Below are 22,434 nucleotides of genomic sequence, written 5' to 3'. Positions count from 1 at the left end.
GCTCCTTTTGTGTTTCCTCTCTGTGGTTTGTATTTCGAATTGGTTCCATGTGTAGCAGTTTATTTGAGGGGGCATGTGCGTGTTTAAAAATCAGTCGTCCACCCGCTTTTTGCTTTGGTCTAGAAAGGTGCCATGCATAGCGGCCCAATCAATACAGAAGTCCCCCTCTTCGGTCTGTAATAGCAGTGTCTGGGGTTTGATTGTGTCGTCGGCGCGTAGTACCCAGAGCGTATTATTGTGGACGGTGAGATACTGTCGGGCGGCCTCCTGCTCAAGTGGATGGCACAGCAATGTCGCCTTGACCACTGGCATCTGGCTGGCCATCAGTTGTTTGAGCAGGGCTTCCATGCGTTGTGGCGGGGGAGTCTCTTCCAGCAGGAGATGAATCGCCTGGTTGGCGATTGAGGAGGCATAGCGCTCAAGGTTGTCGTACATCGCCTGGCGTTCGACTTCCCAGCGCTTGAACTGGGCATCGGCACGTCGCCAGATTTCAAGGCCTGCGTTTTCCAGAAGTTTTTCACGCTGCTTTTCTGCCAGCTTCAGCAATTGTCTGGCCTGGGCCTTTGCGTGCTCCAAAGCATGATTGGCCTGTGTGTAACCTGCCAGTGTTTCGCGGGGGATCAGGGTTTCGGGAAAGGGACCGGTGCCTTTGGGCAAGTCGATTTTATGTCGGCAAAACATCGTTTCAGTCTCCATGGTCCTTGGCGTAAGGCGCTTTACCGTCGCTGTTGATCGTCGCAATACGCCAGACTACGGCGTGCCATAGGGTATCGAGGCGGCTATACGAGTCTCCGAGCGCAAGGCTTTTTTTCTCCAGGTCCAGAACGCGCCGTCGAGGGAATCTCAATCTGATGCGTTGCCAGGTGGCAGGGTTGACCCAGGTACGTAGCAACTGCAAGGGGTCGTCATCGGGCAGCAGCATATCCGGGGGCAATGCCTTGGAGAGTCTGTTGCACCACTGCTGGAGGTTTTCATTTAATGCACTGGCATAGGTCGGGCGACACGTGCTGTCGATCAATGCAAGTACCAGGTCAAGTTGGTCTGGCGATGCGAGAGCCAGTTGAAGCAGTGTGGGCTGAGGCGTTGGAGGCAGGCAGGGGGCGACGCCGTAGATTTTGCCCACCCGTAAGTGTCGACTGTGATAAAGCATACTCAGCGCAGCGTGTTCATCAACCGTTCGCCAGTCTTCGCTCGAATACAGCCAGGGTGTTGCCCACCACTGGACCCATGCCAGGTTACTCATCGTACGGGTGGATTGGCGCATCAGGGGATGGGCCGGCCGATTGGGCATGCGGCAGCGCTCGCTGTCCTCTGATCCGCCAGAACGTTACGGCGATAATGAGCAGCACTAAAATGATCATTGTGAAGCTGACACTGGCCCGCCAAAAACCAATGTCATCTCCCGGCACCAGGAACGGACCGAAATAGGCCAGGCGTTGCTGCTCCAGATAGGCTGTCGCCGGGACGAATACCACCGTTAATTTTTGCGGGTTTTCGACGGCGTTGGTCATCCCTGGAATGCTGCTGGCGACCATCCGGCGAACACGGGCCTGGATGTTGTCGGGGTCAAGCCGAGGATCGTGCTTGATGAACACGGAGGCGGAGGCGGGTTGTACCGGTTCGCCCGGTGCCACACGCTCGGGCAGCACGACGTGGACTCGGGCGACGATCACCCCATCGATGTTCGATAACGTTGTTTCCAGTTCCTGGGACAAGGCATAGATGTAGCGCGCTCGCTCCTCAAGCGGGGTCGAGATGACCCCTTCCTTGCGAAAGGTGTCGCCCAGGGTAGCGCGGGCTGCCTTGGGCAGTCCGACGGCGTCCAGGGTGCGTACGGCACGCCCGATATCGGATGCGTTGACCACAACCACAACACCGTCTTTGGCCGGAACTTTGCTGGCGCGTATGTGTTTGTCTGCCAACTCGGCGATGACCTCATTGGCCTCCTGCTCGGAAAGTTGACGATGAAGTTCGACACGCTCACTACAGGCATGCAGCATGAATGACAACGCTAGAGTTAATATAATACGCAGAAAGCGAGTCATTGTTATCTACTGAAGGTTGCTGATTTTATCGATGCATTGTGCGGTCTTACCGACACTCTTAACGAGAATGTGCGTCAGCAATAACGTATCGGAAAGTTGGTCCGGATATTTTCGCGCTTCGTCAAACTTATTGTCGCCGCTCAAGGCGCGCAGGCTTTTGGTCATGCGCTGGGTCACGGAAGCCAATTTGCCTGATGCGTCGGAAAGCATGCTCTGTGGCGTAGTGTAACTTGGCGCCGCACTGGCAAATGCCGACGGGTCCATGAGTGAGGCAAAATAGTTGACGTCGGTGCGAGAGATTGATGATTCCTGTGCGCTAGAGGAGCCATTGAGATCATCATGTTCGACAGAACGTACTCTTCCTATAAACATATGGCGCCTTTTACATAAATACTTAGGGTTGGGGACGTGCTTCTTGTTATTGATGAGGCGGTGAAGTGACCTTCCCGCTACTGAATTCCGGGAAGGTCAGGGGGGGCTAGACTTGATTACAAGCGGAGTGCATCAGAGGCTGTTTTTATACCCGTGGTATTTTGGTTTTCCGCAGTTTTCCATGCGTTTTTTACACCATCCGCCCTCTTTTTTGCTTCTGCCGCTTCAATGCCTGCGTCCGCCTGTTCTGCACTCATGCCACCAGCGCCGCTACCGAAAGGGCTAGAACCGGAAGAGCCAATTGAACCAATACTCATATTTTTTACTCCGTACTTGACGTTAATCTCACCGGACTTAAGCGATACTGAGATATGGGTGTGTCACATCCAATTTCGCTGTTCCACAATTTATGTGGCTCAGGAAATGTATGCGTTCCAAATGCACCTGAGGGGTATGTTTCAAAAAGTGTAATTATTTCAGAGCGTTGCTGGTGGGGGTGGAATGTACTCAGGTCAGTGATATTGCCAATTGCTTCATCCGGTAATAGAGCGTGCGCTTGGCAACACCTAACTCAACGGCTACGACGTCTACGTTGTGGGCATGACGGTTCAGCGACGCTTCAATCAGCGATTTCTCGATTTGCTGTAGTCGTTCCTTGAGAGGTATTTCCATCTCTTGGCGCTCTGTTACAGGTACAGAGAGAGGAGGGAGCCCCAGGACGAAACGCTTGGCTGTCGAACGCAGTTCGCGCACGTTCCCCGGCCAGGGATGACACAGCAGCTGCGAAAGCAGGGCGCTGGCAGGGATGGGCACAGGGCATTTGAAGTAGTCGGCCTCCTGGCGGATCATTTTCAAGAACAGAGGGATGATGCGCTCTCGTTGCTCGCGCAGTGGCGGGAGGTTGATATTGACGACGTTCAGGCGAAAGTACAGATCGCGCCTGAAGGCGCCTTGCTCGACCATCTCATGCAAGGATTGCTGGGCAGACGCGATCACTCGCATGTCTACGGGGATAAACCGCGTCGAGCCCAAGCGTTCGACCCCTCGGGACTCCAGTACCCGCAGCAACTTGGCTTGCAGAGGGAGCGGCATGCTGTCTATTTCGTCCAGATACAAGGTGCCCAGGTGCGCAGCTTCGACAGAACCTGCACGTGACTGCATGGCCCCGGTGTAGGCGCCGCTGTTGACGCCGAACAGTTGGCTCTCGGCAAGGCTCTCCGGTATCGCGGCACAGTTGACCGCGACGAAATTGCCTCGTCGCCTTGATAGGCAATGAACACGTTGCGCCAAGGTGTCCTTGCCGGTACCTGTTTCCCCGAGTAACAGAATGTCGATGTTGAGCGGGGCGGTGTTAATGATGGTTGTTTCTATGTCTGGGCATTCGTTGAACGGTGTATCTGTTTCAATTTCATTCTGATAGGAGGCCGACATGTTGCTATTACTCCAATAGAGTTGTCGCTCGCTATTATTTGAATTAGCTAGTGATATCGGCCAGTAGACCGGAAATTATCCAGGTTGTCATCGCGAAAGGATGCTGGGGCTGGCCCTTGTTTTACTTGAGATGTTTGAGATGCTTAAACTTAAAATATATTCAAGTTTCTGTAGGAGTGGTATTTGCACTTCCGCGTAGGATGAGTCCTAAAAATTTTGTGAATATTATTAATGATGCGGGATGTAGGCTTGTAGTGTTTGTTTTATAGTTTGTTGCTTGTGTTTTTTTAAAAATTTAACGGTTTCTTAATATTTCATCGAGTGTTCTAACCGTTGGAGCACCCACAAAAAAGCCGATGCAGGGCATCGGCTTTTTGGGCGACAGACGTCGCGAGTGGAACTTTACACGTTGAAACGGAAGTGCATCACATCGCCATCCTTGACGATATATTCCTTGCCTTCCAAACGCCACTTACCGGCTTCCTTGGCCCCAGCTTCACCCTTGAACTGGATAAAGTCGTTGTAGGCGATCACTTCGGCCCGGATAAAGCCTTTTTCGAAGTCGGTGTGGATCACGCCGGCAGCCTGTGGCGCGGTGGCGCCGACCTTGACGGTCCAGGCGCGCACTTCTTCGACACCCGCGGTGAAGTAGGTCTGCAGGTGCAGCATTTCGTAACCCGCACGGATCACACGGTTCAGGCCAGGTTCTTCCAGGCCCAGGGCCTCAAGGAACATGTCCTTCTCTTCGCCGTCATCGAGCTCGGCGATTTCCGCTTCGATCTTGTTGCACACCGGTACAACCATCGCGCCTTCTTCTTCGGCAATGGCCATGACCACGTCGAGCAGCGGGTTGTTCTCGAAACCGTCTTCAGCCACGTTGGCGATGTACATCACAGGCTTGGTGGTCAGCAGGTGGAAGCCCTTGATCACGGCCTTTTCGTCGATGCTCATGTTCTTCATCAGGCTGCGTGCAGGCTTGCCCAGGGTGAAGTGCGCGATCAACTGCTCCAGCAGGGCCTTCTGGACCACTGCGTCCTTGTCGCCGCCCTTGGCGTTGCGCGTGACCTTTTGCAGTTGCTTCTCGCAGCTGTCGAGGTCGGCGAAGATCAGTTCCAGGTCGATGATTTCGATGTCGCGCTTTGGGTCGACGCTGTTGGAGACGTGAATCACGTTCTCGTCTTCAAAGCAGCGGACTACATGAGCGATGGCATCGGTCTCACGGATGTTGGCGAGGAACTTGTTGCCCAGGCCTTCACCTTTCGACGCACCGGCTACCAGGCCTGCGATGTCGACGAATTCCATGGTGGTCGGCAGGATGCGCTTGGGATTGACGATGGCCGCCAGTGCGTCCAGGCGCGGATCGGGCATCGGCACGATACCGGTGTTGGGCTCGATGGTGCAGAAGGGGAAGTTCTCCGCCGCAATACCGGACTTGGTCAGGGCGTTGAACAGGGTGGACTTGCCGACGTTAGGTAGGCCGACGATGCCGCAATTGAATCCCATGGTGTTTCCCCTCGGAAAAAAGTCAGGCCTTCTGGCTGTGCAGGTTTTTCATCGCGCGGTTCCATTCACCGGCGAAGATATCCGGCAGCACGCCGAGGGCAAAATCGATGCTTGCATCGAGTTTTTCCTGTTCGGCGCGTGGCGCACGACCCAGGACGAAATTTGAAACCATACTGGCAACGCCTGGGTGGCCAATGCCGAGCCGCAGGCGGTAAAAGGTATTCTGATTGCCCAACTGCGCGATGATGTCGCGCAGGCCATTATGACCGCCATGGCCGCCGCCTTGCTTGAGCTTGGCAACGCCGGGTGGCAGGTCCAGTTCGTCATGGGCCACCAGGATTTCTTCGGGTTTGATCCGGAAGAAGCCCGCAAGCGCCGCGACAGCCTGGCCGCTGCGGTTCATGTAGGTGGTGGGAATCAATAGACGAACATCCTGACCCTGATGCGAGAAGCGTCCGGTCAGGCCAAAATATTTGCGATCGGCCACAAGATTGATGCCTTGGGCGTGGGCGATGCGCTCAACAAAAAGGGCCCCCGCGTTATGCCGGGTCTGTTCGTATTCGGCGCCTGGATTTCCCAGGCCAACGATCAGTTTGATGGCAGTCACGACAGGGGCCCTTCCTTTGGAGTTGTGGATAACATCGCCGCAACCTCGTTGCGGCGAAAGTGGACGACAGGAGCTCACTTATCCAGAGATAAACTTCGCGTTATCGCCCGCTTTCTCGCTACGTTTCGGTCCGCGATGTTTCCTCAAGCTCCGACATTACAGAGTGAATTACTCTGCAGCGTCTTCTGCTTCTGGTGCAACGCGTGGAGCGTGTACGTTTGCAACAGCTTTGTCATCACCGTGAGCCAGTGCAACAAACTCAACGCCTTTAGGGGCCTTGAGGTCGGACAGGTGGATGATCGCGCCGATTTCAGCGTTGGTCAGGTCGACTTCGATGAACTCAGGCAGGTCCTTCGGCAGGCAGGAAACTTCGATTTCCGAAGTCACGTGCGAGATCTCGCCGCCTTTCTTGATCGGAGCTGCTTCGCCAACGAAGTGGACTGGAACGATAGCGGTCAGTTTCTGACCAGCGATTACGCGTACAAAGTCAGCGTGCAGTACGTGACCCTTGGACGGGTGGCGCTGCAGGGCCTTGATGATAACGTTCTGCTTTTTGCCGCCAACGTTCAGTTCGATAACGTGGCTGTAGGCCGCTTCGTTTTCGAGCAGTTTGGCAACTTCTTTAGCCAGCATGCTGATGGATTCAGGGGCTTTTTCGCCACCGTAAACTACAGCTGGAACCAGGCTTGCGAGACGACGCAGGCGGCGGCTCGCACCTTTCCCCAGGTCGGAACGCACTTCAGCATTCAGAGTAAAATCGTTCATGTTGTATCTCCAAAATAACCACATTCGCCCCAGCGTTTGCGACCAGCGCTAAAGGCGATATGGGCAAAAAAGCCCCGCCCCAACAATATGCTGGGGCGGGGCGCTTTTCGTCAGGTTGATGCCGCGAAGGTTTGACCCTTAGCGGAACATCGCGCTGATCGATTCTTCATTGCTGATGCGGCGAACCGCTTCGGCAACAACCGGTGCGATATCCAGTTGACGGATACGCGAACAGGCTTGAGCAGCTGCGGACAACGGGATGGTGTTAGTCACCACCAGTTCGTCCAGCATTGAGTTCTCGATGTTCTCGATCGCTCGGCCCGACAGCACAGGGTGTGTGCAGTAGGCGAAGACTTTTGCTGCACCGTGCTCTTTCAAGGCTTTTGCCGCATGGCACAAGGTGCCGGCGGTATCAACCATGTCATCGACCAGAATACAGGTACGCCCTTCGACATCACCGATGATATGCATCACTTCAGAGTGATTGGCTTTCTCACGGCGTTTGTCGATGATCCCGAGGTCCACGCCCAGGGACTTGGCAACAGCCCGTGCACGCACGACGCCACCAATGTCCGGGGACACGATCATCAGGTTTTCAAAGCGCTGGTCTTCGATGTCATCCACCAGGACGGGGGAGCCGTAGATGTTATCTACCGGAATATCGAAGAACCCCTGGATTTGGTCAGCGTGCAGGTCAACCGTGAGAACACGGTCGATACCTACCACGGTCAGCATGTCAGCGACGACTTTCGCGCTGATAGCCACACGCGCGGAACGCGGACGGCGATCCTGACGGGCATAACCAAAGTAAGGGATTACAGCTGTGATTCGAGTCGCTGAGGAGCGGCGGAAGGCATCAGCCATCACGACGAGTTCCATCAGGTTATCGTTGGTCGGAGCGCAAGTCGGCTGAATAATGAAAACATCTTTACCGCGGACATTTTCATTGATCTCGGCTGTAATTTCGCCGTCGGAAAACTTACCGACAGAGATGTCACCGAGAGGGATATGCAGCTGACGTACAACACGCCGAGCCAGATCGGGGTTAGCATTCCCCGTAAAGACCATCATCTTGGACACGCGCAGTACCTAGAGGCTGAGGGTAACCTGGATGAGTATAGAAAATGGCAGGGGCGGCTGGATTCGAACCAACGCATGGCAGGATCAAAACCTGCTGCCTTACCGCTTGGCGACGCCCCTGTATCTGTTGCAACGAGTACCCAGTACTCGATTCCTTTTAGAGCAGACTTTGCAGCTTGCGATGCAACATCGAAACGTTGCTTCCCTTTGCTACAAACCCTGTAAGGGTCTCTGTAAGAAGGGCCGAGACTTTATCAGCTTCAGCTTTGTTTGGGAAGCCCCCAAACACACAACTTCCAGTTCCGGTGAGTTTTGCTTCGGTAAATTTACCTAACAAATTCAATGCGTTACGTACATCTGGGTAACGCCTTGCTACCACCGGTAAGCAGTCATTTCGACTGTTTCCCTTGGGAACGGGGCGCACTTTAATGGGAGAAGAGTTACGTGTCAACAACGGATCTGAAAAAATTTCTGCTGTACTTACAGATACTTGCGGAACAAGCACGACATACCACGGCTCTTCGGGGTCTACAGGGGTGAGTTTTTCCCCGACACCCTCAGCAAATGCGGCGTGTCCACGCACAAAAACCGGGACGTCGGCGCCCAGCGTCAGGCCCAGCGCGGCCAGGCGATCTTCATCCCAACCCAGTTGCCACAAGTGATTGAGACCGAGCAGGGTGGTCGCGGCATTCGAGCTGCCGCCGCCGATGCCGCCGCCCATGGGCAGGATTTTATCGATCCAGATATCAATGCCGAGGGGGCACGCGGATTGTTCCTGAAGTTTTTTGGCTGCCTTCACGATCAGATTGCTGTCGTGAGGCACACCTTCGAATTCGGTGTGCAGGCGAATCACGCCATCGTCGCGCACGGCGAAGGTCAGTTCATCGCCGTAGTCGAGGAATTGAAACAGCGTCTGCAACTCGTGATAGCCGTCTTCACGGCGACCGAGGATATGCAGCATCAAATTGAGTTTGGCCGGGGAGGGCAGGGTCAGGCGTTCGCTCATGTCACTGCCCCAGCTTGCGTGGTTGCCAGTCCTTGATCACCAGCGTGACGTCAAGGTTGCTGCCGTGCAGTTTGATGCGCTCGGGTAGCCAGTAGCCGCTTTGTTCCACGTAGCTCAGGTATTCGACCTGCCAGCCATCCTGTTCCAGAGTGGCCAGGCGGCTGTCGCCATTGAGGCTCAGGCGGCTCTTGCTGTCAGGCGCGGGCAGGCCGCGAACCCACCAGACCAGATGCGAGACCGGCAGCTTCCAGCCGACCTGCTCTTCGAGCAAGGCTTCCGGTGATGGCGCTTCATAGCGGCCCTGGTTGGCCACTTCGAGGCTCACTTGCCCCGGGCGCCCGGTCAGGCGTGCAGCGCCACGGCCCAGGGGGCCAGAGAGGCGGATATCGTAATAGTCCTGGCGTTGCAGCCAGAACAAGGTGCCGCTGCCCGAATCCTTCGGTGCACGCACCCCGATCTTGCCTTCGATCTGCCAGCCATCAATGCTGCTGAGCTGATCCTTGTGTTGGCGCCACTGCGCCGGGTTGCCCTGGCCTTCGACGGACTCACGGGCGCCGAAGCCCGCACAACCGGCGAGCAAGGCGATAAGACTAAAAACGATGGCGTGGCGCAAAAACATAGAATTAAAGAGTCTCGGATCCGGTCAGGCGCTTGATGGTGCTGCGCAGGATAGGGCTGTCGGGTTGTTCCTTGAGGAACTTGCCCCAGATTTGTCGGGCTTCGCGTTGTTTGCCCTGGGCCCATAGCACTTCGCCCAGGTGAGCGGCGACTTCCTGGTCGGGAAACCGCTCCAGGGCCAGGCGCAACAGGCGTTCGGCTTCATCCAGGTTGCCCAGGCGGTAATTCACCCAACCCAGGCTGTCGAGTACTGCCGGGTCTTCCGGGTTGAGCTGGTGGGCCTGCTCGATCAGGGCCTTGGCCTCGGCATAACGCGTCGTACGGTCTGACAAGGTGTAGCCCAGGGCGTTCAGTGCCATGGCATTGTCCGGGTCGCGCTTGATGATCAGGCGCAGGTCCTTTTCCATCTGGGCCAGGTCATTGCGTTTTTCGGCCTGCATGGCGCGGGTGTACAGCAGGTTCAGGTCGTCGGGGTATTGCAGCAGGGCCTGGGCGAGGATTTTCCAGGCGCGCTCCCCCTGATTGTTGGCCGACAAGGTTTCGGCCTGAATCAGATACAGCTGGATGGCGTAGTCCGGCTCGGCATCGCGGGCAGCGGCCAGTCGTTTTTCGGCTTCGTCGGTGCGGCCGTTGTTCATCAGGATATCGGCCTGGCGCAGTTGGGCTGGCAGATAGTCGTTGCCGGGGCCGACCTGGGCGTATTCGATCAGCGCGCCTTGCGGGTCGTTGCGTTCTTCGGCGATGCGTCCCAGGTTCAGGTGGGCCGAATCGACATGGCTTTCGCGGGCGATCAGGTCTTCCAGATAACCCTTGGCCTCTTCCCAGGCCTTGGCTTCCAGGCACACCAGCGCCAGGGAGTAGCGCAGTTCGTCGTCATCCGGGTATTGCTGGACCAGGCTGGCAAACTCCACCTTGGCGTCTTCCATGCGGTCCTGTTCCACCAGCATGCGCGCGTAGGTCAGGCGCAGACGCTTATCGTCCGGATACTTCTTGATGCTTTTTTGCAGCAGCGGCAAGGCTTCCTTGCCGCGGTTGAGACTTTGCAGCAGTCGCGCACGCAGCAGCAGCGGGGCGATCTCACCTTCTTCCGGCGGGTTTTGCTCCAATAGTTTCAGGGCGGCCTGTGGTTCGTCATCCTGTTGCAGCAGCAATGCCTTGCCAAACACCAGTTGGCTATTGCTCGGGTGCTTTTGCAGCAGGCGGTCGAAACTCTTCATCAGGCCGTCGCGGGTGTCCTGGTCGGTATCGGCGGCCGACAGGGCGAGGAAGTCGAAATGGGTATCGCCCTTGCCCTGCAAGACTTTCTCCATATAGACCATGGAGTCGTCGTAGCGCCCGGCGCGTGCCAACTGGATGGCTGCGGCGCGCTGGGCTTCGAGGTCATCCGGCGCGTTCTTCGCCCAGATCATCGCCGTATCCAGCGCAGCTTGATCGGCGCCAAGGTATTCGGCGATGCGAAATGCGCGCTCGGAAATCCCCGGATCCTGGGTGTTGATGGCCTGGGTTACGTAGTTATCCAGGGCAATGTCGAAACGATTGCGCTGGCCGGCGAGCTCCGCGCTCAGCAGGCTGAAGATCGTTTCTTCACTGAACGAGGAATAAACCTTGGGTTTTTCAGGGGCGGGGGTGCTGTCTTCCACCGGCGCAGGACTCTGCGACGATACGGGGGCCATGGACTGGCAGCCGCCGAGGAAGGCAAGGGCAAGGAGCAACGCGGAAGATCTATTCATATAGGAAGAGGACGACACTAACCTGCGGTCGGATCATCATGACACAAGCCCTCGGCCAAACATAACCGGGGCACTCCGATTGCCTTAAATGCTCCCCCTGTAGGAGCGAGCTTGCTCGCGAAAAACGCAAAGGCGCCGCGTTTGCCCGGGGTGGCAGCGTTATCGTTGACGATTTTCGCGAGCAAGCTCGCTCCTACAACGGGCCTTTATAGGCATAAGGCATTAGGACAATAGACGACGGTGGTTGTTCTGAGTCAGTCGAAGTAGGACAATTGTCGGCTTCTCGACATCATCAGCGATATTGAATGGCCTTCCTTGCTCTGGGTATCAACCACAAGACTGCTTCTGTAGACGTCCGCGAGCGCGTGGCGTTTACCCCGGAGCAGTTGGTTGAGGCCTTGCAGCAGCTGTGCCGGCTCACCGACAGCCGCGAAGCTGCGATCCTTTCCACCTGCAATCGCAGTGAGCTCTATATAGAGCAGGAACATCTTTGTGCGGATGTCGTGCTGCGCTGGCTGGCTGACTATCATCATTTGAGCCTGGATGACCTGCGCTCCAGTGCTTATGTGCACGAAGATGATGCGGCAGTTCGTCACATGATGCGCGTTGCGTCGGGGCTTGATTCGCTGGTGTTGGGTGAACCGCAGATCCTCGGCCAGATGAAGTCGGCCTACGCCGTGGCCCGCGAAGCCGGGACCGTGGGGCCGCTGCTGGGGCGTTTGTTCCAGGCCACCTTCAATTCGGCCAAGCAGGTACGCACCGATACGGCGATTGGTGAAAACCCGGTCTCCGTGGCATTTGCCGCCGTCAGCCTGGCCAAGCAGATCTTCAGCGACCTGCAGCGCAGCCAGGCCCTGCTGATCGGCGCGGGTGAGACCATCACCCTGGTCGCCCGGCACCTGCATGACCTGGGCGTCAAGCGTATCGTGGTGGCCAACCGAACCCTGGAGCGCGCCAGCATCCTGGCCGAAGAATTCGGCGCCCATGCAGTATTACTGGCCGATATCCCGGCCGAACTGGTGCGCAGCGATATCGTGATCAGCTCCACTGCCAGCCAGTTGCCGATCCTCGGCAAGGGCGCGGTGGAAAGTGCCTTGAAGCTGCGCAAGCACAAACCGATTTTCATGGTGGATATCGCCGTCCCCCGGGACATCGAGCCCGAAGTCGGTGAATTGGACGACGTTTATCTATATAGCGTCGACGATCTGCACGAAGTGGTCGCCGAAAACCTCAAGAGCCGCCAGGGCGCTGCCCAGGCTGCCGAGGAAATGGTCGCGGTCGGTGCCGATGAATTCATGGTGCGCCTGCGCGAACTGGCCGCCGTGGATGTGCTCAAGGCCTATCGCCAACAGGGCGAGCGTTTGCGCGACGAGGAATTGATCAAGGCCCAGCGGCTGCTGGCCAATGGCGCCAGTGCTGAAGATGTTTTGATGCAATTGGCCCGTGGCCTGACCAACAAGCTGTTGCATGCTCCCAGCGTACAGCTTAAAAAACTGACTGCCGAAGGCCGCCTCGATGCGCTGGCCATGGCCCAGGAACTCTTTGCCCTCGGTGAGGGCGCGCCAGACAGCTCTTCGGATAAAAAACCGCAATGAAAGCGTCACTGCTCAATAAACTGGACGTGCTCCAGGACCGTTTCGAAGAACTGACCGCCTTGCTCGGCGACGGCGAGGTCATTTCCGATCAAACCAAGTTCCGTGCCTATTCCAAGGAATACGCCGAAGTTGAACCGATCGTGACCACCTATTCGCAACTGCTCAAAGTGCAGGCCGACCTCGAAGGTGCCCAGGCACTGCTCAAGGACAGCGACCCGGACATGCGTGAAATGGCCGTGGAAGAAGTCCGTGAGGCCAAGGAAAAGCTCGTCGAGCTGGAAGGCGACCTGCAACGCATGCTGCTGCCCAAAGACCCTAACGATGGGCGCAACGTGTTCCTCGAAATCCGCGCCGGTACCGGTGGCGACGAGGCGGCGATCTTCTCCGGCGACCTGTTCCGCATGTACTCGCGGTATGCCGAGCGTCGCGGCTGGCGCGTGGAAATCCTCTCCGAGAACGAAGGCGAGCACGGCGGCTATAAGGAAATCATTGCCCGGGTCGAAGGCGAGAACGTCTACGGCAAGTTGAAATTCGAATCCGGCGCCCACCGCGTACAGCGCGTCCCAGCCACCGAATCCCAGGGCCGCATCCACACCTCGGCCTGCACCGTGGCGGTATTGCCCGAGCCGGACGAGCAGGAAACCATCGAAATCAACCCGGCAGACTTGCGCGTCGACACTTATCGTTCGTCGGGCGCGGGTGGCCAGCACGTCAACAAGACCGATTCGGCGATCCGCATCACTCACTTGCCGTCCGGCATTGTGGTGGAGTGCCAGGAAGAACGTTCCCAGCACAAGAACCGCGCGCGAGCCATGTCCTGGCTGTCGGCCAAGCTCAACGACCAGCAGACCAGCGCCGCCGCCAACGCGATTGCCAGCGAGCGCAAGTTGCTGGTGGGGTCGGGCGACCGCTCCGAACGTATCCGCACCTACAACTATGCCCAGGGCCGGGTCACCGACCACCGGGTCAACTTGACCCTGTACTCCCTGGACGAAATCCTTGCCGGTGGCGTGGACGCCGTGATCGAGCCGTTGCTGGCCGAATACCAGGCCGACCAACTGGCGGCGATAGGTGAATAAATGACCATTATTGCCAGCTTGTTGCGCGCCGCCGACCTGCCCGACTCGCCGACCGCGCGCCTGGATGTGGAGTTGCTGCTGGCGGCTGCCCTGGGCAAGTCCCGCAGCTACTTGCACACCTGGCCAGAAAAAATCGTCAGCAGCGAGGACGCCCTGGTGTTTGCCGACTACCTGCAACGGCGCCGCAGCGGCGAGCCGGTGGCCTATATCCTCGGCCAGCAAGGCTTCTGGAAACTTGACCTGGAAGTCGCGCCGCACACGCTGATCCCGCGCCCGGACACTGAGTTGCTGGTGGAAGCGGCCCTGGAACTGTTGCCCGCCACCCCGGCGACTGTCCTCGACCTGGGCACCGGTAGCGGCGCTATTGCCCTGGCCTTGGCCAGTGAGCGCCCGGCCTGGAGCGTGACCGCTGTTGATCGCGTGCTGGAGGCCGTGGCGCTGGCCGAACGCAATCGCCAGCGCCAGCGCCTGCACCTGGACAACGTCACGGTGCTCAACAGTCACTGGTTCAGTGCCCTGAAAGATCACACCTACCACCTGATCATCAGCAACCCACCTTATATAGCCGACAACGATCCACACCTGGTGGCCGGCGATGTGCGCTTCGAACCGGCCAGTGCGCTGGTTGCAGGCCAGGATGGGTTGGACGACCTGCGCTTGATCATCGCCCAGGCGCCCGCGCACCTAGAGGCCGGCGGCTGGTTGTTGCTCGAACACGGTTACGACCAGGCTCCCGCCGTGCGCGACCTGCTGCTGGCGCAAGGTTTTGACGAAGTCCACAGCCGTATCGACCTCGGTGGCCATGAGCGCATCAGCCTGGGACGCCGGCCGTGCTGACCGATCAGGAGCTGTTGCGCTATAGCCGACAGATTCTGTTGCAACAGGTCGACATCGAGGGCCAGTTGCGCCTGAAAAACAGCCGTGCGTTGATCGTCGGTCTTGGTGGCCTCGGTGCTCCGGTGGCCCTGTACCTGGCGGCGGCCGGTGTCGGCGAGTTGCATCTGGCAGACTTTGATACCGTCGACCTGACCAATCTGCAACGCCAGATCATCCACGACACCGACAGCGTCGGCCTGAGCAAGGTCGATTCAGCTATCAAGCGGTTGAGTGCGATCAACCCGGAGATTCAACTGATTGCCCACCGCACGGCGCTGGACGCTGATTCGTTAGCCGCCGCCGTGGCCGCTGTGGACCTGGTGCTCGATTGCTCCGATAACTTTTCCACCCGTGAGGCAGTGAATGCGGCGTGCGTGGTGGCTGGCAAGCCACTGGTCAGCGGCGCGGCGATTCGCCTGGAAGGCCAGCTCTCGGTGTTCGACCCGCGGCGCCCGGAAAGCCCGTGTTACCACTGTTTATATGGGCATGGCAGCGACACCGAACTGACCTGTAGCGAAGCCGGCGTCGTTGGCCCGCTGGTAGGGCTGGTTGGCAGCCTGCAAGCCCTGGAAGCCCTGAAGCTGCTGGCCGGCTTTGGCACACCGCTGGTCGGGCGCCTGCTGTTGATCGATGCCCTGGGCACACGTTTTCGCGAGCTGCGGGTCAAGCGTGATCCAGGCTGCAGCGTTTGCGGTAGCCAGCATGGTTAAGGATGCACCGATTGGTGTGTTCGACTCCGGCGTCGGCGGCTTGTCGGTGCTGGATGAAATTCATCGTTTGTTGCCCCATGAGTCGCTGCTGTACGTGGCGGATTGCGGGCATATCCCCTACGGCGAGAAAACCCCGGCATTCATTCGTGAGCGTTCGCGGGTGGTCGCAGAGTTTTTTCGCGAGCAGGGCGCCAAGGCCTTTGTGATTGCCTGTAATACGGCTACCGTGGCGGCGGTCGCTGATCTGCGCAGTGATTATCCGGATTGGCCGCTGGTGGGCATGGAGCCGGCGGTCAAGCCCGCGGCGGCCGCGACCCGCAGCGGTGTGGTCGGGGTGCTCGCCACCACGGGCACCCTGCAAAGCGCCAAGTTCGCCGCGTTGCTGGATCGCTTTGCTACCGATGTGCGGGTGATTACCCAACCTTGCCCAGGGCTGGTGGAGCTGATCGAAGCCGGCGACCTGAACAGCCCGGCGCTGCGCCAGATGCTGCAAGGGTATGTCGCACCATTGGTCGAGGCCGGCTGCGACACCATCATCCTGGGCTGCACCCACTATCCCTTCCTCAAGCCATTGCTGGCGACGCTGCTGCCACCGACGATCATCCTGATCGACACTGGGGCGGCGGTCGCGCGTCAGTTGCAGCGCCTGCTGGACGAACGCCAACTGCTGGCCGAGGGCCCGCCTCGGATTGCACAGTTCTGGACCAGCGGTGATCCGCAACACCTCAGAAATATCCTACCCACACTATGGAGATTCACTGGCGTTGTGCGAAGCTTCGATCGGTAAAAAATCGTGAAATAGTCGGTTTTTTAGCTGAACTTCTGCGTAATCCAGGATTTCTATAGCTGTTGATACGTATCAAAAAACATACAACTTCGTTTGGTAAAGGATGTTTCTTATGAAGCGCTTGTTCTGTGTGGCTGCGATTGCAGCCGTAGTGGTGGGACACTCGGTTTCGGCCCAGGCTGCCGGCCTGGAATTTGGGGTGGGGCATACCAGTGATTCGACCATGACCTATCGTCTGGGCCTGCAATCGGACTGGGACAAGAGCTGGTGGCAGAGCGATGTCGGTCGCCTGACCGGCTACTGGAGCGGCGCTTATACCTTCTGGGATGGTGACAAACGCGCCAGTGTCAGCAGCCTGTCCTTTTCGCCGGTGTTTGTGTACGAGTTCGCCGGCGAGTCTGTCAAACCCTACATCGAAGCGGGGATTGGCGTGGCGCTGTTTTCACGCACCCGTGTCGAAGACAGCAACATTGGCCAGGCTTTCCAGTTTGAAGATCGCCTGGGCTTTGGCCTGCGCTTTGCCGGTGGGCATCAGGTGGGGATCCGTGCCACGCACTATTCCAATGCGGGCATCAGCAGCCATAACGATGGTATCGAGAGCTACTCGTTGAACTACACAATGGCGCTCTGATATTCCCCAGGCACATGCACAACCTATGTGGGAGCGGGCTTGCTCCCACATTTGATCTTCACCGTTTGCAGAATCAGCGGTAGACCGTCGCAATCCCCTGGCGCTCTTCAATGCACTCCGGCGCGCCCATCTCGAACTCCCGGCAAATCAACGGTCGCTTTTCATAGATGGTGCACATCATCGTGTCGCGATCCAGCGCCGCGCACCAGCCATCGTCCAGGCGCAGCATGACTTCGCCACCCCAGTCGTCGGTATCGATAAAGCGATCAGGCACGCCGGTGTCGGTGATCAGCATGACTTCCAGCTGGCAGCAGCAGGCTGCGCACGTGGCACAGGTGACGGCGGGTTCGGTGATTTGGGTGTGGGGGATGGTGGTCATGGGGCGCAGCTTCAAGCTTCAAGCGTCCAGCTGCAAGCTAAAGCCGACCGGTTTCAGTTTTTTTGCTGTTGCGTCGCTTGCCAACCCCTGTAGAAGCGAGCTTGCTCGCGAAGGGCGCCAACGATAACGCAGGTTTTCTGGTTAAACGCGGTGCTCTCAAGTTTTTCGCGAGCAAGCTCGCTCCTACGGTTTAAGCACTGAAACGCCCCAGCAGCAATTGCGCGGTGCCGATAGTGCGTTCCATAAAGCCACCTTCGCAATAGCACAGGTAGAACTCCCACAAGCGCAGGGTTCGCGCGTAATACAGGCCGAAGTCTTCCATGTGCAGCAGGTTCATATCGGTGTCGCGGCTGACGATCTGCAACTTGGCAGCACATAGTGATAGCGCTCGCGCCACGGGGTGTTGGTCACTTCACAGGGTTTCCCCAAAGGCCTGGGCCACGCGCAGGGCGCTGACCACACCGTCCTCATGAAAGCCGCTGGCCCAGTAGGCCCCGCAGTAATAGGTGTGCCGGGCGCCATGCAACTCTTCCCAGCGCGCTTGTGCCGCTACCGCCGCCAGGCTGTATTGCGGATGGGCGTAGGTGTAGCGGGCGAGGATTTTCAGCGGGTTGATAATCGCGGTCTGGTTAAGGCTGACGCAAAAGGTGGTGGCGCTGTCGATGCCTTGCAGGATGTTCATGGCGTAGGTGACGGCTGCCGGTTTGTGCGTGCTGGCGTCCAGCCGATAGTTCCAACTGGCCCAGGCCAGCGGGCGGTCGGGCAGCAAACGGGTGTCGGTGTGCAGGGCCACGTCGTTGTCGGCGTAGGTCATCGCCCCAAGGATCTGTTGCTCGGCCAGGCTCGGATCCTCCAGCAGGGCCAGGGCCTGGTCGCTGTGGCAGGCGAAGATCACCTTGTCGAAATGTTCACGGCCATCGGCACTGTGGATCACGACCCCCTCAAGCGTACGCTCGACCTTGTGCACCGGGCAGTTGAGGCGGATCTGCTGGCGAAACGAGCGGGTCAGCGGCTCGATATAGCGGCTGGAACCTCCTTCAATCACGCACCATTGCGGCCGATTATTCACCGATAGCAAACCGTGGTTCTTGAAGAAGCGCACGAAGAACTGCAGCGGAAACTCCAGCACGTCCGCCAGCGGCATCGACCAGATCGCTGCGCCCATGGGCACGATGTAGTGGCGGATGAAACGCGGGCCATAGTTGCCCGCCTGTAAGTATTCGCCCAGGGTCATCTGCGCGCTGATGCGTTGTTCCTGCAAATCCAGGGGCGCCTGGCGATTGAAGCGCAGGATGTCGCGCAACATGCCCCAGAAACCCGGGGACAGGATATTGCTGCGCTGGGCGAACAGGCTGTTGAGGTTGTTGCCGTTGTACTCGACATTTTCCTCGGGAGCGCACACCGAAAAACTCATCTCGGTCGGCTTGAACGGCACGCCGATCTGCCCCAGCAGGCGGATGAAGTTGGGGTAGGTCCAGTCGTTGAACACAATAAAGCCGGTGTCCACCGCATACCGTTGGCCCTCGACCGTCACGTCGATCGTGTGGGTGTGGCCGCCAATCCGGCCGCCGGCTTCGAACACGGTGATGTCATGGCGGCGGCTGAGCAGATAGGCACTGGTCAGCCCGGAAATTCCGCTGCCGACAATGGCGATCTTCACAGGTTGTCCTTGTGCGGCGGCGGGCTGCGCAGCATGCGCTTGCCGATGATCAACTGCGCGCGGTTCGGCAGTTTCGACAGCGGCCACAGGGTGGCGATAAACAGCGCCGGGAAGGCGATCTCCAGTGGGCGCTTTTGCAGTTTGTCGAAAATATGCCGCGCGGCCTTATCGGCCGGCCAGCTCAAGGGCATCGGGAAATCATTGCGTTCGGTCAAAGGCGTATCGACGAAACCGGGGCTGACCACGGTCACATCTATGCCTTCGGGAGACAGTTCGATGCGCAGGGATTCGAACAAGTAGCGCAGGCCGGCCTTGGATGTGCCGTAGGCTTCTGCGCGGGGCATCGGCAGGTACGTGACGGCACTGGCGACGCCGACCAGGTGCGGGGTTTGCCCGGCACGCAGCAGCGGCAAGGCGGCCTCGATGCAATAACTGCTGGCCAGCAGGTTGGTGCGCACCACGTGTTCGATAATCGAGGCATCGAATTGCCTGGCATCCACGTATTCGCAGGTACCGGCATTCAAAATCACCGTGTCCAGGGCGCCCCAGGCTTGCGTGATGTGCTCGCCGATTTCGCGTACCACCTGGCTGTTGGTCAAGTCGCCGGCTACCACCAGCACTTGCCCCGGATAACGTTGGGCAAGCTGCTCCAGCGGTGCCTTGGAGCGCGCGCTCAGCGCCACCTGTGCGCCGCTGCCGAGCAACTCTTCGGCCAGTGCGGCGCCAATACCACTGCTTGCCCCCGTCAGCCAGTAACGGCGTGGCGATATCAGGCTCATGCCATTTTCCCTTTTAACCAACGAACAATTGGGCCCAGTACCGGCAGGTGTTCGTAAAGCAGCGCTCCGGCATCAAAATAGTCGCGGTGCCGGTAAACCTTGTCGTGCCATAACAGGTGGGAGCAGCCCTCGACCTGAATCTGCTGGCCGCCCGCCAGTCGCGGGTGGCAAAAGCTCATGGTCCAGCGCAAATAACCCTCGCCTTCGGTCACGTGGTCGAAGCCGTGGAAGTCAAAATGCAGTTGGCTGATCTTGATGTAAAGCTCGGCGAAGTACGCTTTCAGCGCGCTGATGCCGTGGATCTGGTGCAGTGGATCAGTGAAGTTGATGTCCTGGCTGTACAAACGGTCAAGCAGGTACAGGTTGTGTTTGTCCAGAGTAGCGAAGGAATTGGCAAACTGACGCAGGAAATCACTCATACACGCCTCCCGCCTGGCGCGAGGGCAGGGCGCGAAAGGCGGCCAACGCGCGCTCACGGGAACGCTTCAGATCGACGATGGGCCGTGGGTAGTCGGCCACGCCAAACAGGCCGGCGGCGTCGGGGTTGTGCACGTCCTTCTTGTTCAGACCCGACAGTTGCGGCAGCCACTGCTTGATGAAACGCCCTTCGCCATCGAACTTCTCGGACTGACTCAGCGGGCTGAAAATCCGGAAGTATGGCGCCGAGTCGGTGCCGGTGGACGAACTCCATTGCCAGCCGCCGTTGTTGGCTGCCAGGTCGCCGTCGATCAGGTGACGCATAAAGAAGCGCTCGCCTTCGCGCCAGTCGATCAGCAGGTTTTTGGTCAGGAACATCGCCACCACCATGCGCAGGCGGTTATGCATCCAGCCGGTTTCCAGCAACTGGCGCATCGCAGCATCAATGATCGGCAGACCGGTACGCGCCTCCTGCCAGGCGGCGAGGTCCTCGGGCGCGTGACGCCAGGCCACGGCTTCGGTTTCCGGGCGAAAGGCACGATGGCGCGACACCCGTGGGTAGCCCACCAGGATGTGTTTGTAGAACTCACGCCACAGCAGCTCGTTGATCCAGGTGACGGCACCGGTGTCGCCACTTTCGAATTCACCCTGGTTGCTTTGCAATGCGGCATGCAGACACTGGCGCGGCGAAACCACGCCAGCCGCGAGGTACGCAGACAACTGGCTGGTGCCGGGCTTGGCCGGGAAGTCGCGCTCGTCCTTGTAGTAGCTGATCTGCGCGTCGGCAAATTGCCCAAGGCGTCGGTGCGCCTCGTCTTCTCCCGCCGGCCAGAGTGCGCGTAGGGTGTCGCTGGGTGGGGCAAATCCCTTGACCTGCTCGGGAACGGCATCGCTGGCCAATGGCAGTGTGGCCTGGGCCTTGGGTGTCGGTATCCGGCGTGGCAGGGTGCTGTGCAGGCGGTTGTAGCAGACCTTGCGAAACTGGCTGAACACCTGGAAGTAGGTGCCGGTCTTGGTCAGCACACTGCCGGGTTGGAACAGCAGTTGGTCCAGGTAGCGGTGAAAGCTCACGCCTTGTGTTTCCAGGGCCTGGGCCACGGCGGCATCGCGTCGGCTTTCGTGGATTCCGTATTCGTCGTTGACGTGAACCGTCTCGACCGACAAGGCCTGGCATAACTCGACCAGCACCTGTGGTACCTGATCCCAGGTGTCGGCATGGCGGATCAGCAGGGGAATATTCAGTTGGCCCAGGGCTTGGCTCAGCGTCTTGAGGTTGCGCAGCCAGAAGTCCACCTTGCACGGCGCATCGTCATGGGCCAGCCACTGCTCGGCAGTGATCAGGTACACCGCCGCCGTCGGGCCGCGCTGGCAGGCGGCCGCGAGGGCGGTGTTGTCATGCAGGCGCAGGTCGCTGCGCAGCCAGATCAGATGCATTTAGAGAAGCCCGCGCTGGGTCAAGAGCTGGTGGGCCGACAACGGGTCTTCGGCCAACAACAGTTCTGGGATGTCCTGGGTTAATACCGCCAACTCGGCCTGATGGATGCACACCGTTGGTCCGGCGATGAGGATTGGGCAACGGGTGCCGCTCAAGAGTTTCGGCAGGGCCGCCAGATTGATGGCCTTGCTTGAGTACAGCAACACGGCCCGCGGTTGCAGGTGTTCGACCGCCAGGGCCAGTTCGCCGGTGGGCAGCGGCCAGTCGAAGACCTCCACCGGACAATCGGCGCTGCTGGCCAGCCAGGCGCTCAACCACAGGTGGGGCTCAAGTGGCAGGTCGGAATGATTGATCAGCAATAAAGGGCGGCCATTAAGCTGGCGATTGTTGTGATACATCCGCGCGCCGAATTTGCTGCGCAGCCAGGAATGGAAAAACACCCGCTCCATTTGCGCGCCGAATTGGCCCTGCCAGCGCTGCTCCAACTCCTTGAGCAGCGGCAACAACAGGTGTTCGCACAGGGTGCGCGGTGGGTAGAGGGCCATGGCCTGGTTGAACACATCATCCACCCGGCGCTCGGCCAGTTGGCTGATCGCGTGTACCAGAGTCTGGCGCAGGTCCTGCCATTCGTTTTCGGCGCTGTTGTCCACCGGCTGGGCGTTGTCGATCAACTGCTTGACCTGGCTGACCGGCACGCCGCGGTTGAGCCACGTCAGGATGGTCTGGATGCGCTGCACATGCTCGGCGCTGAACAGCCGATGGCCCTTGGGCGTGCGCTGCGGCACGATCAGGCCATAGCGACGCTCCCAGGCACGCAGGGTCACCGCGTTGACCCCAGTCTGGCGGGCCACTTCGCGGATCGGCAGCCAGCCTTGCTCCAGGGCCAGGGCCAAGTCTTCGGCGGGGTGTTGCGTAGAAACGTTCATGGG

25 protein-coding genes, 1 tRNA gene and 1 pseudogene are annotated in these 22,434 nt (G+C 58.8%); 6 read left to right on the top strand and 21 right to left on the bottom strand.

Annotation, left to right across the window (positions count from 1 at the left end; translation table 11 throughout):
- Positions 1-90 precede the first annotated feature (90 nt).
- The 14 genes from sctL to BFQ03_RS25980 all read right to left on the bottom strand — a co-directional run bounded on the left by sctL (position 91) and on the right by BFQ03_RS25980 (position 11,157).
- Positions 91-696: a type III secretion system stator protein SctL gene (gene sctL / locus BFQ03_RS26040; protein WP_345788468.1), complete on the bottom strand. Its 606-nt coding sequence runs from the start codon at positions 694-696 to the stop codon at positions 91-93.
- Positions 686-1,264, bottom strand: a complete 579-nt coding sequence (locus tag BFQ03_RS26035) for a hypothetical protein (protein ID WP_032857791.1) — start codon at positions 1,262-1,264, stop codon at positions 686-688. Before BFQ03_RS26035 ends, sctL begins: the two co-directional genes overlap by 11 nt.
- Positions 1,236-2,045 carry a type III secretion system inner membrane ring lipoprotein SctJ gene (sctJ, locus tag BFQ03_RS26030; protein ID WP_032857789.1) on the bottom strand — a complete coding sequence of 270 codons (810 nt, stop codon included), beginning with the start codon at positions 2,043-2,045 and terminating at the stop codon, positions 1,236-1,238. The genes BFQ03_RS26035 and sctJ overlap by 29 nt, the downstream gene beginning before the upstream one ends.
- Positions 2,046-2,051: 6 nt before the next feature.
- The gene (locus BFQ03_RS30885; protein WP_223232753.1) at positions 2,052-2,417 is read right to left on the bottom strand and encodes a hypothetical protein; all 366 of its coding nucleotides are present in this window, start codon (positions 2,415-2,417) and stop codon (positions 2,052-2,054) included.
- A 116-nt stretch (positions 2,418-2,533) separates the two neighbouring features.
- A complete protein-coding gene (locus BFQ03_RS30065) occupies positions 2,534-2,734 on the bottom strand; it encodes a type III secretion protein (protein ID WP_139115738.1) in 201 nt (66 codons plus the stop codon).
- Between the two features lie 190 nt (positions 2,735-2,924).
- On the bottom strand, positions 2,925-3,848 hold the full coding sequence (locus BFQ03_RS26020; RefSeq protein ID WP_032857785.1) for a sigma-54-dependent Fis family transcriptional regulator: 924 nt from the start codon (positions 3,846-3,848) through the stop codon (positions 2,925-2,927).
- Between the two features lie 402 nt (positions 3,849-4,250).
- Complete coding sequence (ychF, locus tag BFQ03_RS26015) at positions 4,251-5,351, bottom strand: redox-regulated ATPase YchF (protein WP_032857783.1); 1,101 nt, start codon at positions 5,349-5,351, stop codon at positions 4,251-4,253.
- A gap of 22 nt (positions 5,352-5,373) precedes the next feature.
- Complete coding sequence (gene pth, locus BFQ03_RS26010) at positions 5,374-5,958, bottom strand: aminoacyl-tRNA hydrolase (protein WP_032857782.1); 585 nt, start codon at positions 5,956-5,958, stop codon at positions 5,374-5,376.
- A 168-nt stretch (positions 5,959-6,126) separates the two neighbouring features.
- Positions 6,127-6,723 (bottom strand): 50S ribosomal protein L25/general stress protein Ctc, encoded by a 597-nt coding sequence (locus BFQ03_RS26005; protein ID WP_065944311.1) that lies wholly within the window; start codon positions 6,721-6,723, stop codon positions 6,127-6,129.
- A 138-nt stretch (positions 6,724-6,861) separates the two neighbouring features.
- On the bottom strand, positions 6,862-7,803 hold the full coding sequence (locus BFQ03_RS26000; protein WP_003208392.1) for a ribose-phosphate pyrophosphokinase: 942 nt from the start codon (positions 7,801-7,803) through the stop codon (positions 6,862-6,864).
- A 45-nt stretch (positions 7,804-7,848) separates the two neighbouring features.
- Positions 7,849-7,923, bottom strand: a tRNA-Gln gene (locus BFQ03_RS25995).
- Between the two features lie 37 nt (positions 7,924-7,960).
- The gene (gene ispE / locus BFQ03_RS25990; protein ID WP_032857779.1) at positions 7,961-8,809 is read right to left on the bottom strand and encodes a 4-(cytidine 5'-diphospho)-2-C-methyl-D-erythritol kinase; all 849 of its coding nucleotides are present in this window, start codon (positions 8,807-8,809) and stop codon (positions 7,961-7,963) included.
- Position 8,810: 1 nt separating this feature from the next.
- Positions 8,811-9,428: a lipoprotein insertase outer membrane protein LolB gene (gene lolB / locus BFQ03_RS25985; RefSeq protein ID WP_032857778.1), complete on the bottom strand. Its 618-nt coding sequence runs from the start codon at positions 9,426-9,428 to the stop codon at positions 8,811-8,813.
- 4 nt (positions 9,429-9,432) lie between these two features.
- A complete protein-coding gene (locus BFQ03_RS25980; protein ID WP_032857775.1) occupies positions 9,433-11,157 on the bottom strand; it encodes a tetratricopeptide repeat protein in 1,725 nt (574 codons plus the stop codon).
- Positions 11,158-11,462: 305 nt separating this feature from the next.
- Between BFQ03_RS25980 and hemA the strand changes: the two genes are divergently transcribed.
- From hemA to BFQ03_RS25950, 6 genes are all read left to right on the top strand, one after another.
- On the top strand, positions 11,463-12,752 hold the full coding sequence (gene hemA, locus BFQ03_RS25975) for a glutamyl-tRNA reductase (RefSeq protein WP_032857774.1): 1,290 nt from the start codon (positions 11,463-11,465) through the stop codon (positions 12,750-12,752).
- On the top strand, positions 12,749-13,831 hold the full coding sequence (prfA, locus tag BFQ03_RS25970; RefSeq protein WP_029295658.1) for a peptide chain release factor 1: 1,083 nt from the start codon (positions 12,749-12,751) through the stop codon (positions 13,829-13,831). Before hemA ends, prfA begins: the two co-directional genes overlap by 4 nt.
- Positions 13,832-14,668: a peptide chain release factor N(5)-glutamine methyltransferase gene (gene prmC, locus BFQ03_RS25965; RefSeq protein WP_065944310.1), complete on the top strand. Its 837-nt coding sequence runs from the start codon at positions 13,832-13,834 to the stop codon at positions 14,666-14,668.
- Positions 14,662-15,417 (top strand): molybdopterin-synthase adenylyltransferase MoeB, encoded by a 756-nt coding sequence (locus BFQ03_RS25960; protein ID WP_065944309.1) that lies wholly within the window; start codon positions 14,662-14,664, stop codon positions 15,415-15,417. Before prmC ends, BFQ03_RS25960 begins: the two co-directional genes overlap by 7 nt.
- A complete protein-coding gene (gene murI, locus BFQ03_RS25955) occupies positions 15,410-16,204 on the top strand; it encodes a glutamate racemase (RefSeq protein ID WP_065944308.1) in 795 nt (264 codons plus the stop codon). Before BFQ03_RS25960 ends, murI begins: the two co-directional genes overlap by 8 nt.
- Before the next feature lie 112 nt (positions 16,205-16,316).
- Positions 16,317-16,835 (top strand): acyloxyacyl hydrolase, encoded by a 519-nt coding sequence (locus BFQ03_RS25950; RefSeq protein WP_032857767.1) that lies wholly within the window; start codon positions 16,317-16,319, stop codon positions 16,833-16,835.
- 73 nt (positions 16,836-16,908) lie between these two features.
- On the opposite strand, the gene BFQ03_RS25945 is transcribed toward BFQ03_RS25950, so the two are convergent.
- From BFQ03_RS25945 to BFQ03_RS25920, 7 genes and pseudogenes are all read right to left on the bottom strand, one after another.
- Complete coding sequence (locus BFQ03_RS25945) at positions 16,909-17,214, bottom strand: YkgJ family cysteine cluster protein (protein WP_032857765.1); 306 nt, start codon at positions 17,212-17,214, stop codon at positions 16,909-16,911.
- 190 nt (positions 17,215-17,404) lie between these two features.
- Positions 17,405-17,578 (bottom strand): annotated as a pseudogene (locus tag BFQ03_RS30060) (SAM-dependent methyltransferase); the annotation flags it as partial.
- Positions 17,579-17,626: 48 nt separating this feature from the next.
- Positions 17,627-18,874 carry an NAD(P)/FAD-dependent oxidoreductase gene (locus BFQ03_RS25940; RefSeq protein ID WP_065944307.1) on the bottom strand — a complete coding sequence of 416 codons (1,248 nt, stop codon included), beginning with the start codon at positions 18,872-18,874 and terminating at the stop codon, positions 17,627-17,629.
- Positions 18,871-19,653, bottom strand: coding sequence for an SDR family NAD(P)-dependent oxidoreductase (locus tag BFQ03_RS25935; protein WP_065944306.1), 783 nt, complete (start codon positions 19,651-19,653; stop codon positions 18,871-18,873). Before BFQ03_RS25935 ends, BFQ03_RS25940 begins: the two co-directional genes overlap by 4 nt.
- Positions 19,650-20,072 carry a nuclear transport factor 2 family protein gene (locus BFQ03_RS25930; RefSeq protein ID WP_065944305.1) on the bottom strand — a complete coding sequence of 141 codons (423 nt, stop codon included), beginning with the start codon at positions 20,070-20,072 and terminating at the stop codon, positions 19,650-19,652. The genes BFQ03_RS25935 and BFQ03_RS25930 overlap by 4 nt, the downstream gene beginning before the upstream one ends.
- Positions 20,065-21,504, bottom strand: coding sequence for a deoxyribodipyrimidine photo-lyase (phrB, locus tag BFQ03_RS25925; RefSeq protein ID WP_065944304.1), 1,440 nt, complete (start codon positions 21,502-21,504; stop codon positions 20,065-20,067). The genes BFQ03_RS25930 and phrB overlap by 8 nt, the downstream gene beginning before the upstream one ends.
- Positions 21,505-22,431, bottom strand: coding sequence for a MerR family transcriptional regulator (locus BFQ03_RS25920; RefSeq protein WP_065944303.1), 927 nt, complete (start codon positions 22,429-22,431; stop codon positions 21,505-21,507). It lies immediately after the preceding gene.
- Positions 22,432-22,434 lie beyond the last annotated feature (3 nt).

This window comes from Pseudomonas sp. 25 R 14 (assembly GCF_900004755.1).
Taxonomy (GTDB): Bacteria; Pseudomonadota; Gammaproteobacteria; order Pseudomonadales; family Pseudomonadaceae; genus Aquipseudomonas; species Aquipseudomonas brenneri.
This window is presented reverse-complemented; position numbering and strand designations above follow the sequence as displayed.